The organism is Bacteroides sp. K03 (assembly GCF_019734355.1).
Classification (GTDB): domain Bacteria; phylum Bacteroidota; class Bacteroidia; order Bacteroidales; family Bacteroidaceae; genus Bacteroides; species Bacteroides nordii.
Genome location: NZ_JAASHC010000018.1, coordinates 72,872 through 90,218 on the forward strand (window position 1 = coordinate 72,872; position 17,347 = coordinate 90,218).

At 42.1% G+C, this 17,347-nt stretch carries 9 protein-coding genes; 2 read left to right on the plus strand and 7 right to left on the minus strand.

From position 1 onward, the window contains the following. Position 1 precedes the first annotated feature (1 nt). Both HCG69_RS13500 and HCG69_RS13505 read left to right on the plus strand, forming a co-directional pair. Positions 2-1,435, plus strand: coding sequence for a hypothetical protein (locus HCG69_RS13500; protein ID WP_221650455.1), 1,434 nt, complete (start codon positions 2-4; stop codon positions 1,433-1,435). Further along, a complete protein-coding gene (locus HCG69_RS13505) occupies positions 1,428-2,471 on the plus strand; it encodes an endonuclease/exonuclease/phosphatase family protein (protein WP_221650456.1) in 1,044 nt (347 codons plus the stop codon). The genes HCG69_RS13500 and HCG69_RS13505 overlap by 8 nt, the downstream gene beginning before the upstream one ends. A 182-nt stretch (positions 2,472-2,653) precedes the next feature. Here HCG69_RS13505 and HCG69_RS13510 read toward each other — a convergent pair whose 3' ends face one another. From HCG69_RS13510 to HCG69_RS13540, 7 genes are all read right to left on the minus strand, one after another. After that, positions 2,654-4,183, minus strand: coding sequence for a sulfatase (locus tag HCG69_RS13510; protein ID WP_221650457.1), 1,530 nt, complete (start codon positions 4,181-4,183; stop codon positions 2,654-2,656). 54 nt (positions 4,184-4,237) lie between these two features. Beyond that, positions 4,238-6,052 (minus strand): alpha-L-fucosidase, encoded by a 1,815-nt coding sequence (locus HCG69_RS13515; RefSeq protein ID WP_221650458.1) that lies wholly within the window; start codon positions 6,050-6,052, stop codon positions 4,238-4,240. 125 nt (positions 6,053-6,177) lie between these two features. Beyond that, positions 6,178-8,844 (minus strand): glycoside hydrolase family 2 TIM barrel-domain containing protein, encoded by a 2,667-nt coding sequence (locus tag HCG69_RS13520; RefSeq protein WP_221650459.1) that lies wholly within the window; start codon positions 8,842-8,844, stop codon positions 6,178-6,180. Positions 8,845-8,878: 34 nt separating this feature from the next. Beyond that, the gene (locus HCG69_RS13525; protein WP_221650460.1) at positions 8,879-10,009 is read right to left on the minus strand and encodes an acyltransferase family protein; all 1,131 of its coding nucleotides are present in this window, start codon (positions 10,007-10,009) and stop codon (positions 8,879-8,881) included. Positions 10,010-10,107: 98 nt separating this feature from the next. Next, the gene (locus HCG69_RS13530) at positions 10,108-13,170 is read right to left on the minus strand and encodes a glycoside hydrolase family 2 TIM barrel-domain containing protein (RefSeq protein WP_221650461.1); all 3,063 of its coding nucleotides are present in this window, start codon (positions 13,168-13,170) and stop codon (positions 10,108-10,110) included. Positions 13,171-13,217: 47 nt separating this feature from the next. After that, complete coding sequence (locus HCG69_RS13535) at positions 13,218-15,542, minus strand: glycoside hydrolase family 20 protein (RefSeq protein WP_221650462.1); 2,325 nt, start codon at positions 15,540-15,542, stop codon at positions 13,218-13,220. Positions 15,543-15,563: 21 nt separating this feature from the next. Next, positions 15,564-17,144, minus strand: a complete 1,581-nt coding sequence (locus HCG69_RS13540) for a sulfatase (RefSeq protein ID WP_221650463.1) — start codon at positions 17,142-17,144, stop codon at positions 15,564-15,566. Between the last annotated feature and the right edge of the window lie 203 nt (positions 17,145-17,347).

The following is a 17,347-nucleotide window of genomic DNA, read 5'->3' on the forward strand; positions in this document are numbered from 1 at the left end:
TATGAAAAGAAATCTGGTACATATTCTCCTCTTTCTGTTTACAGGTCTGGCATTGTTTTCGGCTTGTGACGATGAGAACTTTTCTACCGATTCTTCTCTCAAACTGGCTTTCTCTTATGACACCCTGCGTATGGATACTGTACTTGCAGGTATCGGTACCTCCACTTATCAGCTAAAAGTGTACAATCGCAATAAGGAGTCGCTGGTCATTTCATCCATCACCTTAGCAGATGCAGCCAACTCCGGTTTCCGTATCAATGTAGACGGAGCTAAAGGCAGCCACTTTTCAGACGTTGAATTACGGGGCAAAGATAGCTTGCTTATTTTTGTAGAAGCTACGTTAGCTCCCGGAGACCGTGATGTTCCTTTTTTCAAAAAAGACTCCATCGTGTTTATCACGAATGGTAACTGGCAGGATGTTAAATTACAAGCATACGGACAAGACTTTCTTTCTTTACGTAAAAAAGAAATCACCCAGGACACACTAATCAGCTCGTCCCGCCCTATCGTTATTTATGATAGTTTAAGCATAAAAGAAGGTGCACGGCTTACTCTTGCCGCCGGAACACGCCTTTATTTCCATGGTAAATCAAGTATACAGGTACATGGACAACTTGTGGCAGAAGGCACACTGAATGCTCCTGTTGTATTCCGGGGCGACCGTACTGATAAAATGTTCTCTAACCTCCCCTACGACCGTTTGCCGGGTCAATGGGATGGTATTCGCTTCCACACCTCCAGCTATGAGAATTCACTGAACTTTGTCGATATTCACGGAGGAATATATGGTATCCGCTGCGATTCGGCTGCTGTAGACCGAAAGAAACTCACACTTACTAATTCTGTTATCCGCCAGGTATCGGGCAACGGATTGGAAATGACTTCCTGCCAGGCAACCATAGGAAACAGTGAGATTAGTAATGCCGGCAACCACTGTGTCAGCCTGCTTGGAGGTGATTATGAATTCGTACACTGCACACTGGCCAATTATTACAGTTGGGATATCAAGCAAGGGGTCGCCCTTGCCCTCAGCAACGAGAAGAAAGAAATTGCTTACCCACTGACATTAGCTGCGTTCCGTAATTGTATCATAGCCGGTTCGTCCAGTGATGAGATTAGTGGCGGACGTTCCAAAGACTCTTCTATACCTTTCAATTATTATTTCTCCTATTGCCTTATAAACTCAATAGAGGAGAAAAATGATAAGATAGTGAATGTTATATGGAAAAAAGATGATAACTTCCAATTGATAGACAAACGCGGAGAACAATTGTACGATTTCCAATTAACTCCAAAATCAGCAGCCATCAATATAGGATTGGCTGAAGATGCCCGTAACTATCCGCAGGACTTAAAAGGAATGCCCCGTCTTGAAGATGAAGCACCGGATGCCGGATGTTACGAATGGAAAGAAAAAACAGAAGAAAATGAATAAAGGGATAATTATCTTATTATTCCTTTTCTTATCCCCCTCCTTACTCACAGCGCAAAAAGAAAAGAATTTCCGTGTGATGTGCTGGAATGTGGAAAACCTGTTCGATACCCGTCATGACTCTCTAAAGAATGATTATGAATTTCTCCCCAATGCGCTTCGTCACTGGAATTACAGCCGTTACAAAAAGAAACTGGTAAGTATAGCACGTGTTATTACAGCGGTTGGAGAATGGACTCCTCCTGCATTAGTAGGACTTTGCGAAGTAGAGAATGACAGTGTCATGCGGGATCTTGTACATTACTCCCCTTTAAAAGAACATGGATATCGTTATGTTATGACTCACTCTCCCGACGAACGGGGTATCAATGTGGCCTTGCTTTATCAGCGTGACCGTTTTAAATTATTATTCCATCGATCTGTTCCAATAGACAACGTCCATTTACACAAGCGCCCTACAAGAGATATTCTCCACGTATGCGGACTTTTATCCACCGGAGACAGCCTGGATGTATTGGTAGTTCATCTTCCTTCCCGTTCAGGAGGAGCCAAAGAATCGGAACCTTATCGCCTGTCTGTTGCAAAGAAAATCCGATTGGAAGCAGACAGTATACTAACCTCCCGCCATCATCCACAACTGATCATCATGGGAGACTTCAATGACTATCCGGAAAATAAATCCATTGCGGAAGTCCTTGCAGCCATTGCACCTCCTCCCTATCCCCAGGCATTAAAACTCTATCATTTATTAGCCGGAAAAGCCAAAGCCGGAAAACATACATTCGGCTCTTATAAATATCAGGGAGAATGGGGGCTATTGGATCACATGATTGTTTCCGGCACTCTTCTGAATGTTTCTGCACCTTTCTTTACCAATGAAGAAAGGGCAAACGTAAGCCGCCTGCCCTTTCTGTTATCCGATGATGATAAATATGGTGGAAAACAACCTTTCCGCACTTATTATGGTATGAAATATTTAGGTGGATACAGTGACCATCTACCTATATATACTGATTTTGAACTGAAAGAGATACATTAAGAAACTGTTTTGATTTTATTTTAGCTTTCTTCTGAGAGTTATTTTTGAGGATTTCATCTGTTTTAATGAGGAGCATAGCGGGCTATGTGACAAATGAAAACAGGTAAAAAGACCGAAAATAAACTCAGAAGGTGCTAATAAAAACTTTTAAAAAGAAAATCAAAACAGTTTCTAATATTCCATTATTCCACTCCTGCCCCATCCGGGTATTTCACAAAATCTCCGGTAGCTTTTACTACAGGCATAGTAGCATTTGTCTTCTTTAAATGGCGGGTCAAATCCTTTGCCAGTTTCAAAGCTATCTTCTGATATGCTTTTTCGCCGATAAGATTATGTTGTTCCGAGATATCTTCTTTCAGATTGAACAGAGCCGATGTCTGCGATTCATAGTAGTAAATCAACTTCCAGTCTCCTTCAATAACAGCACTTTGCGGAGCACCGGTCGTTTCGTGCCGTTCTCCCCAGTTATTAGGATAATGAAAATACAAAGGTCTCTTTTGATCTCCCTGTTTCCCTTTTAACTGTGCAACAAAACTTCTACCATCAATAGTCTGTGGAGTATGTATTTTCCCTTTCATACCGGCTAACTCCAGTATACTGGGAAAGAAATCTTCTATAATCACAGGGGTTGTATTCACAGTAGCAGGTTGTGTGACTCCCGGCCAATAAACAATCATTGGCTCACGAATCCCACCTTCTTTTAATGAACCCTTTCCCTCACTCAACGGGTAATTTTTATTTGTACGTCCAATGGTATATCCCCCGTTATCGGACATAAAGATAATAACTGTGTTTTGAGTAATACCTTTTATTTCCAGATAATCCATAAGGTCTCCCAAACTCTTATCCATGCCTTCCACCAATCCGGCATACTGCGCTTCCTTATGCGATAACCCTTTGGTTACGTATCTATCATAAAACCTTTTGTCAGTAGCAAAAGGAGCATGAACAGCATAATGGCTCATGTACAAAAAGAATGGTTTTTCTTTGGCAAGTGCTTTGTCCATAAGCCCTTTGGCTTCCAAAGTCAAAGCCTCAGTCAAGAAAGTATCCGTACCGTGATATTTCTCCAGATCCGGTACTGCCCATATCTTTGCCCATTCCGGATTTCCGCTTGCACCATACCCTTCTTCTCCCAGATAGCTTCCCATAGCCCCGGCAGCATGTCCGGCGATGTTATAATCGAAACCAATAGTCAACGGATCAGCAGCCGGAGTATCCAAGGAGCCAAAATGCGCCTTACCTACCATCATGGTCGTATATCCGTTTTCACGAAGCAATTCCGGCAGACATTTAGCATAAAAAGTGTAAGGTATACCTTCCTGCGGGCACAAGCCATTATAATTCCAATCACCAAATGTCAACAAATCATCATTACGATCTGTTGAAACATCTTTTTTCAAGGTCCAGTTAGTCACCCGGTGCCTTGCTGCATTAGCTCCGGTGAAAAGGCTCACCCGTGATGGTGAACTGATAGAGTTGGCATAAGCATGAGTAAACTTAACCCCCATTTGTGCCAGTCGCTCCATATTGGGCGTATGATAAATCTGGTTTAGTTCCGTTGTCTCTGTCCAGAAAGGAACCGAAGTATCCTGCCACCCCATATCATCCACCAAAAAGAGAATGATATTAGGCTGTTGCTGGGCTGTTAGCGGTCCGGATAAAATCAAGACAGAAGCAGCAGTCCATAATTTACGCTTATCTACATTCATGGTATTTTCTTGTTTAATAGATTTTTTCTGTTACAACTTAGAAACTGCTTTAATTTACTTTTCAGCAGTTACACCAATCTCATTTATTTCCACCTTTGCAGGAGTGTCGGTCGGCGTAGTAGCTTCCAACCTGATAAAACGTGCTTTCACTTTTTCCTTAAATGGTACTGTTTGCGGAAGAGGATTGTGCATAATATTACTAAATTCACCATTTACAGGTACTTCCTGCCAATTATTTCCGTCTGTACTTACAAAGAATTTATACCTGAATGCCATAGTCGGTTTTGCCTCTGCCTTAGCAGGAGCATATGTAAAAGCACTTAATATTACCGATTTACCTAAATCAATGGTAAGTGGAGAATCAGACACCTGTTTCCAGGTAGTACGCGGCAAATTATTCCAATCCACCTCTTCACTTTCTTCTTGCAAAGGAGCCACATAGAAAGCTGCTACCCGGCTGATATTAGCAGTCAGACGACAATTTTTAATTTTAATTCTTAACTGATTGGCCTTTACATCAGGAAAGCGCAACAAACGTTTATAACCAACCGTAGTCCCTTGAGCTATCTCTTTCCAACCATCAGCAGTCTGTGCCTCCACAGAAAAAGCTTCCACACGCTGTCCTCTTGCGATATCTTCCTGCAACATCACTACATTTATTTCCGAACCGGATTTCAGTTTATAGGTACGCTCTCCATTCGGAGTAGCCTCCCATAACTTCTGCCCCTCTTTCACCCTGTCATCTGCAAAAGCCTGTTTACGATACTCGGCAAACTCTTTCAAACGAGTCACATCCGCCTCATTAATCAATCCGAGACGATCCGGCGGAATATTCAATAACAAGACAGAATTGTAACCAACGGATTGGAAATAAATATCCGCCAGATGCTTCAGACTTTTCACCTTGCTATCCTCTTCTTTATGATAGAACCATCCCGGACGAATAGAAACATCCACCTCAGACGGGTACCAGAAGAGTTCGGTTGCATTCTTCAGTATATCACGACTCCCTAAATCTTCTGCCTTACTGAACACTCCCAACCGTTTATTATTTTCCTCCGAACGGGTATAGATTCCCGGAGTAAGTACCGTAGCATTCCATTCCGTTTCACGGCCAATTCCTTTTTCATTGCCAACCCAACGTACATCATCTCCCATTATAGCCATCACAGCCTTGGGCTGCAACTTCTGAATCGTTTTATAAAATGCATCCCAGTCATAGACCTGTTTTTTCCCGTTAGGACCTTCACCATTTGCACCGTCAAACCACACTTCGTGTACTTCTCCGTAGTTAGTAAGCAACTCCGTCAATTGTTGAATAAAAAACTGATTATATTTCGGAGAATCACCATAACATGAAGCGTTTCTGTCCCATGGAGAGAGATAAACACCGAACTTCATTCCATATTTATCACAAGCGTCACGAAGGTCTTTCACAACATCCCCTTTACCATTCTTCCAAGGAGAAGAGGCTACGGAATGGGGTGTAGTTTTGGTAGGCCACAAACAGAAACCATCATGATGTTTAGCCGTTAAAAGGACCATTTTAAAACCGGCATCTTTCAGTGTACGTACCCACTGCTCTGCATCCAACTGTGAAGGATTAAACAAAGCCGGATCTTCCGTCCCGTCTCCCCATTCACGCCCGGTAAAAGTATTAATACCGAAATGCAGGAATGCTGTCAGCTCCATCTGTTGCCAGGCCAATTGCTGTGGAGTCGGCACTAACCTCGCCGCCATATCTACTTTCTCCTGAAGCGTGGCATTCTGTGGAAACTCCAGATGCTTCACATAATACCCTTTCTCATTTTGTGCCTGTCCACTACAAATCGAAGCGAACAGAATGACTGATAATAAAAGCTTTTTCATTGGTTGAATATTTACGTTTACTTCACTATATTTACCACAGCGTCTCACAGAGTACCACAGAGTGTTATTGTTGAAACTAAATTAAATAAAACTCTGTGTGACTCTGTGAAACTCTGTGGTGAATATTATCTTTTTTCTCCGAAATCAGTTTGTTGCTGTTCCACTTCTTTTAATTTATATTGATTCAGCTCCATCTGCAACTTCTTAACTTCACGGGCGCAATCTTCATCTCCCACTTTATCTGCACTTTTCTCCCGAACCATTTTAACGGCTGCGTTTTCTTCCGCTACATCAAAAATTAAAGGATAAGTGACCGGATGTGTTTCTATCTCAATCGTTTCACTGGCAGGCATCTGCTTACCTTCTATCAATACAGAAGCACGAATTTTAATTTTTCCCGGAGTGGTCGTGGACTTCACAAGCACAGGTGCCGTACCCCACTGTACAGGACGCGGATTGGCCATCACATCCTCTCCACCCAAAATTACACCTTCACCCTCTATTTCAAAACGAATAAAATAATTATTCAAACGCTTAATATTTCCATTATCATCGGCAACAGCAGCAATCACCGTCACAATGTCCGAACCGTTAGCCTCCATATTCATACCTTCATTATCAACCCATAACAAAAGCCTGGAAGGACGACGCGACGGCGACACCTTATGAGTAGCCACTACTTTTCCATCCACAAGTCCTTCTGCAAGCATATATACATCTGCTTGTTTTCTCTGACGGGACAAAGCCTTATCCTGCATAAAATCATATACATCTTTAAATGTTATCACAGGCGAAGGCATCCCTTTCTCTCTTTTTTCTTTTTTATAATTATACTGTTTACCATCCTTAAATACCGTCAGGCGAACTTCTTCACAATTGGAGTAAACCGTCACATCCTTTGGTGAGAAAGGAGTCATAGCATGCGCAATAAATACCATTGGCCCGGTTTCGGCAATCAAATCTGTCTTTTTCGGACTACGCTGTGACTTAAACATATAATATGAATATTTGGGCTGGCGGAAAGCATCCATAATCCCTCCATAAAACGGATCGGGATGATATCCCCGCTGATGATCGAATGAATGCCACAAACAGCCTCCGATATGTTGACGGGTTGTTTGGAACAACGTTTCATAGCAAGTATACGGATAAGAAGGATTAGCATATCCCTGTGCCTGGATCAACATAGGTGTTTCTCCCCAGGCACGGCTGGCGCGACTGGGAGAATTATGCGAACTCCAATCATCTACATTATCGCCCCATTCACGAGTGAAATACGTTATTTCCGGATGTTCTGCTTCCTCTTTATCTACTCCTCCCAAATAAGGATGTTTGAAAAGCACAGGGAAGTATTCATGCCCTTTAGCCTCAGAATCACAACCTGTATAGCAATAAGGGTATGGATATTCTTCCATCACAATATCTCTCACTTTCTGTGCAAAGTCGGCTGGATACCAGGTCTCATTCAGAATAGGTTCCCACATCCATACAGAAGGATGGTTACGATCTCGCCGCACCATGTTCCGGATATCCGAATATACCCGCTGAGCAAACTCGGGAGCCTCATTCCAGAACTGCCATCCCGGAGTATTGACTATCACGAAAAGTCCAAGTTCATCACAAGCATCCATAAAAGCCGGATCTTGTGGATAATGGGCGTTCCTGATCACTTTCAGTCCTGCATCTCTCAACTTCTTCGCATCCCGCCAGTGCATACTGTTAGAAAGTGCATTGCCTACAACAGCAAAATCCTGATGGCGATTGGCTCCAATCAATGGAGCATCATAAGGTTTTCCATTCAGCCAGAAACCGTCTTTTCCTTTAAATTCGATACTGCGTACACCAATACGGCGCTTATATCCATCAATCGTATTTCCGTAGTTATCCTGTACATATACATGCAGTTGATACAAATAAGGAGAATCCGGCGACCAAAGGTGAGGGTCAGAAATTCTGATCTTATTGGCAACAACCGCAGCCTTTTGTTTTCCAACAGAAAGTTTGTGAGTAGCTTCACCTACCTTTTCAGCATCTGCATCCAACAGTTCATAAACGACTCTCCCGTTAAAAGACTGTTTACGGTCATTTCTAACTTGTATACTCAGTAAAATATCTGCTGTCTGCTCTGACACTTTATCAAAAGCCACAAACAAACCACCCCCTGCTATCTGATTCTCATAATTCGGATCAGTTATATAAACATCATTGTGAGCTATCAACCAACAATCCCGGTAAATACCCCCGCAATAGGTAAAGTCCAATACATCCTGTGCCTTACCGGGAGGATAAGAAGGATCATCGCTATTATCGGCCCATACCGCTATTACATTCTCTTTTTCAAAAGTCACATAAGGAGTTATATCGGCAATTACGGGCAGAAACCCTCCTAAATGTTCATTAATCAACTGACCATTTATCCATACCTTTGACTTCCCCATAATAGCTTCGAAATGGAGAAACAGCTTTTTACTTTTAAGACTATTGTCAGGAGTGAAATGCTTACGATACCATACTTCCCCCTGATAATTTATACATCCACTTGCTTCAGTCGGTAAATATTCTATTCCGTCCGGCAATGAAACAACCGCCCAGTTATCATCATCAAAATCTACCCGATAAGCCTCCGGAACACTTCCTTTATAAAAACGCCAGACCGGATTCATCGAATATACTTCACGCCCTGTGTGCTCCAGCGGATAAAAACCTGCCACAGAATATTGAGGCTGATAAGCTGATCTCACCGGAACTGTCCATAGTAGAAACAGAAATAATAAATAAAAAACTTTTTTCATATTATTCTTGGAATTAGTTATGCTATCTATACAATCAAACCTTCAAAAATAACCTACATTTATACATTGCCCTCAGAAGTACAAAGAGAATAAAATAATTGGCAAAAGTCAACCACACTGGATAATAATTTCCAAAATATTGCTCCAAACCATAACTAACCGAAGCTGCAATACAACGGAAATTCACTACCTCACCGAGCACGTAGGCAGTAATAGAATTCATGCCATACACTTTCAACCAATTCAATCCCCGTGTATGCCCTTTATAATCAATCCAGTAATAAAACAATGCCATGAGCAAAAAGCAATATCCACCGGACAGTAACGTCATACTGGCTGTCCATAAACGCTTAATGACAGGCATTTGCAAACTCCACAATTCTGCCAGACCGATCAATAACAGACCGGTAAGCAGTAATATTTGTACCACCTTTTTCCGGTTCGTCTTGCCCTCTTTCATTATCTTTCCGGCAAAAGCTCCAAGCATCACAGTAACCCCAAATGTCAGGCTACTCCATATCCATGTATAATTGTATTGGGATGAAAAGCTCCAGGTTCCGTCTTCATTCCAAAAAACTCCATCCCGGAAACGTCCCAGAACCCATCGATCTACCTGCTCTGCAAAATTTCCTGCTGGGGTAAAATCACCCAAAAATGTCATAGGAATCCAGTAGACAAGAAGCAATAACAGCGTTATTATTATCTGCCATCTGAATGAAAAATGTAATTGGATAACTGCTGCAATAAAATAACCAACAGCAATCGATTGTAATGTATTAGAATAGAAATAAATGTGCTTGCCATCAAATCCAAGCAAATTTCCCTGGACAATCATTCCGAAGATAAAAAGTAAAATAACCCGTTTAAGAATCCGTCGGTAAACAGGCCAATAATCTACAGAAGCAGTTTTGTATTTAGATAAGGAAAAAGGCATTGAAGCCCCTGTCATAAAGAGAAAAAGCGGCATTACAAGATCCCAGAAACGAAACCCTTCCCAGACTTCATGGTCGAACTGATATAGAACCTCATCGAGAAATGGCAGATTCAACTGTCGTGCCAGTGCAACGAACACCGGCTGAAAAAAGACAAGAAGAAATAAGTCAAAACCTCTAAGTATATCCAATGAGGCTAATCGGATAAAATCATTTTCCGGTATTTTGTTCATGGTATTTTATAGATTTAACCCCGGAAGAAAAACAGAAAAACCAATGAGGTACCTCCTTCCGGAGATATCCTCATTAGTATATATCACTCTCTCTCTTTTTACTTCACAGGATAAATAGTGAAATCAAAGGTTTGCTTTGTCAATGGAACCAGATAGGAAGGCAAAACTCCCGGACCACAAGTAGCAGTACCTACTCCAGCTTGTTCAGCATCCAGATGTATTGTTATTTTGCCGTCCCGTTTCAATTCATTAATATGACGTGCCTTCTCTAATATTACATCTGAGAAAGGAACAGTGCTAAACTGGAATAAAGAATTTGCCTCTATCCAGCAACCTTTCCCATGTTCGTCAGTCAGTTGCATCCACCGGACATCCGTCCGGTTACCTGTAGACTGAGGAACAACGTAATAATGGAACATCCGTTCAGGAATTGTTTTATAAACACCTATTTTTCCCGATTGATTCCGGTCAGTATAGGTTTCATGTTCCCCACGGCCCAGATAAGTTACATTTTCGTAGGTATCCTTCATTTCAAAAGTAATTCCCAATCGAGCCATCGATTTTACCAATGAAGTATCCGGCTCAAAAGTAGTCTGCACTTTCATAGAACCATCACGGTTCAAAGCATATATAAACTCGGCATTTCCTATTTTCTTTCCTTCGGCATTCAGAATATCAGCTTTCACAGTCGTCTTATTCTTACCTTCTTTCAAAGAAACCACCTTTTGTGTCAAATGGTCCAAACCAGCCTGTCTCCAGAGTTTAGCTCCATTCTGATCGCGGTTATCATTATCCGTAGCCGGACGGAACAAGCTCAAAGTTATCGGACTTGCCAATAATTCTTCTCCATCCAGACAAAGAGACTTCAAAGCACCGGTAGCCTCATCAACTACAAACGTTGTGTTCCCCGCTTTGGCAGGTTTGCCGGACCAACTGTTTTTAGATACAGGAAGTACAAACTGATCATAGGCAACCTCCCAATCGGATGTTACTAACGGAGTAGCCTTCACCCGCGTCCAACTCAGATTCAGATAAGCCTCACGAAGCGTTTTAGGAAGTTTCACAGCTCCCAAAGTGATATCCACTACGGCATGCGGAGCACAAGTCACCTCTTTACTTCCTTCAGCAACAATCGTTCCGTCATCTCCCGTCACACTCCAATGAAGAAGATACTCATTCAAATCCGAAAAATCGAACCAATTCTTCACACGGATAGTCAGGTTCTTCTTATCAACCAATGTACTCTTGATATTCTGATAGATCTTCTTCACCTCCAACAGATGCGGATGGGGCTCACGAACGGCATTCACCAAACCATTACAACAGAAGTTGCCAAAGCTCGGCACGTCTTTAGGGCCGTAATCGCCACCGTACGTCCAATACCAGTTGCCATCCTTGTCTACCTCACGGAAAGACTGGTCCACCCAATCCCAGATGCAACCACCCTGAGCCATCGGTTCATTTTCAAAAACATCCCAATATTCCTTCATGCCACCGCAACTATTCCCCATTGCATGCAGATATTCGCAAAGAATAAAAGGACGGTAAATATCCTTACGGGCTACGTACTCTTTAATGACATCCACACTGCGGTACATACGGCAATAGATATCCGTATTGTAATTTTCTTCCGCACGTTCATATTGTACGGGACGATTCTTTTCTACCGACTTCAGCCAGTCATACGTACGCTCAAAATTAATTCCATTACCGGCTTCATTGCCTAATGACCAAATCACAATGGCAGGATGATTCTTCGAACGCTCATACATACGATGCGTACGATCCATATGAGCCGTAAGCCACGTACTGTCTTTTGCCAAAGAGGCAGGTCCGTAGCCCATACCGTGAGATTCGATATTTGCTTCATCAATCATATAAAGGCCATACCGGTCACAAAGCTGATACCAGTAAGGATGAGCAGGATAATGGGAATTACGGACGGTATTGATATTATGCTGTTTCATCAGCCTGATATCCTCTTCCATCAGTTCCTTACTTACTGTCCGCCCCAACTGTGAATGCTCATGACGGTTTACCCCTTTCACCAATACAGGCACACCATTGATGCAGAAACGACCGTCCTTTATTTCAGAAGTACGGAAACCGACTTTCGTCCCGGTCACCTCAGTCACTTTTCCATTAGCATCTTTCAATTCCAATATCAATGTATACAGGTTCGGATGTTCTGCACTCCATTTTTCAACATCCGGAATACGTTTCTCATCAAAAGTAATCAAATTGCTCAAACCACGGGATTTAACCGGTTGACTACCATTCAATACCGTTTTTCCGGCCTCATTCTGCAATTCATAGGCAATGGTAGCTATTCCGGCTGCTGCTCCTTCTACAGTCACATCAAGTTCGAAAACTCCGTCTTTATAAGTATTCTTTTCAAGGATAGAAGTCACTTTATAATCGGCAATATATTGCTTGGGAGTACTGTAGAGATACACATCCCGCTCAATACCGCTTAACCGCCACATATCCTGACACTCAAGATAAGCACCCGCACTCCAGCGGTAGACTTCAAGGGCTATTGTATTTTCCCCATTTTTCAGTTTGTCGGTAATATCCCATTCGGCAGGGGTCTTAGAATCCTGATTGTATCCTAAAAACTCTCCATTTACCCATGCATAATAAAATGAAATGACCCCTTCACAGCAAAGTATCACGCGACGGCCTTCCCAACCGGCAGGAATCGTAAAAGTACGACGATAAGACCCCACCTCATTCTCTTCAGATGGAACCAACGGCGGATTCTTCCTGAAGTTGAACATCTTATCATCAAATTCATAAGTCTCGTTTACATAAATAGCCGTACCATACCCCTGACGCTCCCAGTTACCCGGCACATTGATATCGGCCCATCCTCCGGTATAAAACGAAGGTTTATAAAAATCTTTCGGACGGGTATCGGGATTCTTCACCCAATGGAACTTCCATTTGCCATTCAGACTCATATAATAAGGAGATTCTTCATAAGCTCCTTTCTGCACATCAGCAGCAGTTGCATACGGCCAGACATAGGCATGGGGATTCAGCTTATTCAATCCTACCGCATACTGGCTCTGCCATTCGGGCTGTTGTTGTGCCGCAGCGGGAATGATAACCAGCACTGCCAGTATCATCAGATAAATTCGTTTTAATAAGTTATTCATGGTTTTATGTTTTTATAGTAGTTACTACTGGGCTACTTACTACTAAATTACTTCACTATCACTTCATCAAACATCACTCTGGACTCCTGTCCCGGGCGTACATGATCTTCCGGGCAAGCCCCTGGTCCTTTGGCAGTCACACGGATATAGCGTGCCTGTTTCCCGTTGATATTCAAAGACAGATCTTCCACAAAATTCCACTCCCGGAAGATCTCCTGAGGAGTAAAGCTTAATGTCCCCACCTTCCTGAATTTACGGTTATCATCTGATATTTCTACTTCTATCGATGCCGGTTTATGTATTGCCATTCCATAATTTGTAATACACCCTACTGTAACCGTATGGAGTGTTTCCTTTTTCAATAAATCAATAGTAAAAGATACCGTATCACTTTTTTCCCAGGAAGCCCATTCATAGTCTGTTTGTTTCAGGCTTCCCCGTATCCCGTTGGTTACTACTTCCACATTTTTATTATCGGCAAGAACAGGCTTACCGGTAGCCTTATTCCAGATAACAGGTAAAATCAATGTTTTTCCCATTTTCTTATCCCCCACAAAGGTAGCACACTTTAAAGTTTGTACGCCCCGAATAGTCAATTCTTTGATATAGCGGGGGGATTTTGCAGAAGGTTCACTATCATCCAGCGTATAACGAATTTCCACATCCGGACGTATACATTCCAGATTAACTTTTAAAGCCCCGTTTTCAGGTGTTATTGTATGCTGAATATTATACATTGAACGGGAATACCCCACTCCTTTAGCTGCAATATGGCAGTTATATACATCCAATCCTTTTAAAAAACGATTCCAATCTTTCAATTCCGGTTTAGCCCAGCCCCCTTCGGCCACTGCTGCCAAACGCGGAAAGAGCAGATAGTCCACATCCTCGGGTTTATTGCAAAACTCAGTCCACATGCAACCCTGTATCCCCATCAAAAGAGACTTATATTCAGGTTTCCAATCATCCTGTATCGGTTCATAATCAAATACATCCCTCAAAGTTATATTACCAAAATAAGTCACAGGTTCAAACCACTGAGGTCCCTGATAGCGTATCAGATACATAATACGCGCCGGAGTCATAATAAACCGGTGTCCCTGCTCTGCAGCTTTCAAGGCAGCAGTACCCAATCCCTGCCAGCCTAAGATGATGGTTCCGTCCGGTATAGTCGTATTCGTCAATTCATCCCAGCCTATCACTTCACGGCCTTTACTCTGTACATATTCGCACATCCGTTTCATAAAGTACCCCTGCAAATCTTCTTCATTGGCCAGATGCTCTTTTTTCATCCGTGCCTGGCAAAGCGGACATTTTTCCCAGTTCGTTTTTCTGGCCTCATCACCTCCCAAATGAATATAACGGGAAGGAAACAATTCCAGTACTTCATCAATCACATCTTGTAAAAAAGTAAACACACTGTCATTCCCGGCACAATAGATAACCTCAGCATGTGCACCTCCCAACCCGGGTAATACACCTATGAAATTCTTTACTACCGGACAAGCCAATCCAGGATAAGAGGCCAAGGCAGCATTGCTATGTGCCGGCATCTCTATTTCAGGGATCACTTCTATCTGGCGATCGGTAGCATACGCTATTATCTCCTTCATATCTTCCTGAGTATAAAATCCACCAATTGGAGTAGATTCTCCTAACATCGGATTCCTTCGGGAATGAAAAGGAACGTCGGTACGATCTACCCGCCATGCACCTATATCTGTCAGACGAGGGTGTTTCTTTATTTCCAGGCGCCAACCGTTATCATCACACAAATGAAAATGCAGTTTATTTATTTTCAGCATTGCCATACAATCTATGATGCGCAATACATTCTTTTTGGGTATAAAAAAACGGGCAGCATCCAATAATAACCCGCGATAGCCAAAGCGGGGTTCATCACTGATTTTTACCGAAGGAATGGCCCAGCCAACATCTCCGCCTACATTTCTTGCATTCTCTATAGAAGCCGGCAGCAACATACGGATCGTCTGCAAGGCATAGAAGAAGCCTTTTACATCCGAAGCATTAATCACAATCTTATCCGAAGTGACATCCAACCGATAGGCCTCACTCTTCAAGCTACGATCTGTTATAAAACAAACATCCCCGGTGTTACTTCCTTCTTTCAACAACGGAGTGAATCCGCCAGCACAAGTAAAAAGACCGATAAAATTACGAGCGATTTCTGCTTGCCCTGCATTCTCTACAGCAAATACCGTATTCTCCGAAAAACGATAGCTCCCCTCCCCTGGCACAACTTGCACAGGGGTGGGTACTATAGAGATCGTTTGTGTTAAATCTTCAGCCTGTACTGCTATGATAGGGGAAAACAGTAACGCTATTATAATTGATAAGGTGTATTTCATCATAAATCAATATATTCCTTTTTTTTACTCTTTATCTCTTTCCGGTGAAAAACGAACCGGATCGTTGTATTGCTCCTGCAACTTCAGCATTTCTTCTTTAAGTTCTCCCACTACAGGTTCATACTCTGCTTTTCCATATAAGTTATGCATCTCAGCAGGATCTTTCTGAAGATCATACAACTCCCACCAGTTTATATCATTATAAAAGTGAATCAACTTATATCGTTCCGTGCGAACACCGTAATGGCGTTTTACCATGTGTTCGGCAGGATATTCATAAAAGTGATAATACAACGCTTTTCTCCAATCTTTGGGATGCTCTCCTCTCAGCAAAGGCAATAGAGATACTCCCTGAATATCATCAGGAACAGGAGCACCTGCCAACTCAAGAAAAGTAGGTGCATAATCGATATTCTGTACCATTTCCGTTATATCACCTTTCCGGTCGAATCCTTTAGGTAAACGCATTATAAGCGGAGTACGCATAGATTCCTCATACATAAAGCGTTTGTCAAACCAGCCATGTTCGCCCATATAAAATCCCTGATCGGAAGTATAAACCACCAACGTATTGTCCAGCATTCCCTTTTCTTTCAGATAGTCGAGTACACGCCCTACATTATCATCCAAAGATTTCACTGTCTTCATGTAGTCGCGCATATACCGTTGAAACTTCCAGTTGGCCAGTTCTTTTCCTTTTAGGTTCTGCTTATAAAAATCATCAATCACCGGACCATAAAACTTATCCCAGGCAGCCCGCTGCTCCGTATTCATACGTCCGAGGAATTTCTCATACAAAGATTTCAAACGTGAATTCTTATTCGGGCGAAGCATTTTCAGGTCATAGATCATATCCATATCCTTCACAATACTCATTTCCTGCGCAGCAGCAGCCGGACGGCCTTCATAATCATCAAAGAAGTTTCCGGGAAGAGAAAATGTCTTATCTTCATACAGTGCCAGATTACAGGTATCTGCCATCCAATTACGATGAATAGCCTTATGGTGAATCAACAGACAGAAAGGTTTATCCTTATCCCGTTTGTTCTCCATCCAGTCAATAGCCTCATCCGTGATAATATTTGTAACGTAACCTTGTTTCTGAATCGTATCATTATCCTGAGTGATAAAATCCGGATTATAATAATCGCCCTGGCCTGGCACTATCTCCCAGTAGTTGAACCCTGTAGGCAGGCTCTCTAAATGCCACTTCCCTACCAAAGCAGTCTGATAACCAGCCTTCTGTAACAACTTCGGAAAAGTTTGTTGTGCACTATCAAAAACACAAGTCGTGTTATCATAGAATTTATTGGCACAACTATGCTTACCGGTAATCATACAGGCACGGCTTGGACCACTCAGCGAATTAGCAACAAAACTATTGGTAAAGCGTACACCATCATTGGCTATACGATCCAGATTAGGAGTTTCCATATAACGGGTATCATAACAACTCATCATTTGAGCCGTATGGTCGTCCGTCATAATATATACAATATTATATGGTTTTGCTTCTTCCTTTTTTTGTTGTTGACAAGAAGTTACGGCAGCCAATGTTGCCAATCCGGCAAAGGGATAAACTATTTTTAAGTCTGGTCGGTTCATGGTAAAACAAGATTAATATAAATACAATAATTTCTCTACCCTTTATTATTTAGTAGTTCTATGTTTCTTTTAAATACAAATTTACGACAGCAGGTACTAATCCAATGTTCGAAAATAATTTTATATATTCCAAAAATGTCCCAAATATGTCTTTTTTTGAATTTTATTTGAAAGAAAGAACAAAAACAATAAACGATAGCTCT

Bases quoted from the DNA above. Each gene is read 5' to 3' on its own strand.
- HCG69_RS13540 (WP_221650463.1), bottom strand. From the start codon at position 17,144: ATGAACCGACCAGACTTAAAAATAGTTTATCCCTTTGCCGGATTGGCA.
- HCG69_RS13500 (WP_221650455.1), top strand. From the start codon at position 2: ATGAAAAGAAATCTGGTACATATTCTCCTCTTTCTGTTTACAGGTCTG.
- HCG69_RS13510 (WP_221650457.1), bottom strand. From the start codon at position 4,183: ATGAATGTAGATAAGCGTAAATTATGGACTGCTGCTTCTGTCTTGATT.
- HCG69_RS13535 (WP_221650462.1), bottom strand. From the start codon at position 15,542: ATGATGAAATACACCTTATCAATTATAATAGCGTTACTGTTTTCCCCT.
- HCG69_RS13525 (WP_221650460.1), bottom strand. From the start codon at position 10,009: ATGAACAAAATACCGGAAAATGATTTTATCCGATTAGCCTCATTGGAT.
- HCG69_RS13515 (WP_221650458.1), bottom strand. From the start codon at position 6,052: ATGAAAAAGCTTTTATTATCAGTCATTCTGTTCGCTTCGATTTGTAGT.
- HCG69_RS13520 (WP_221650459.1), bottom strand. From the start codon at position 8,844: ATGAAAAAAGTTTTTTATTTATTATTTCTGTTTCTACTATGGACAGTT.
- HCG69_RS13505 (WP_221650456.1), top strand. From the start codon at position 1,428: ATGAATAAAGGGATAATTATCTTATTATTCCTTTTCTTATCCCCCTCC.
- HCG69_RS13530 (WP_221650461.1), bottom strand. From the start codon at position 13,170: ATGAATAACTTATTAAAACGAATTTATCTGATGATACTGGCAGTGCTG.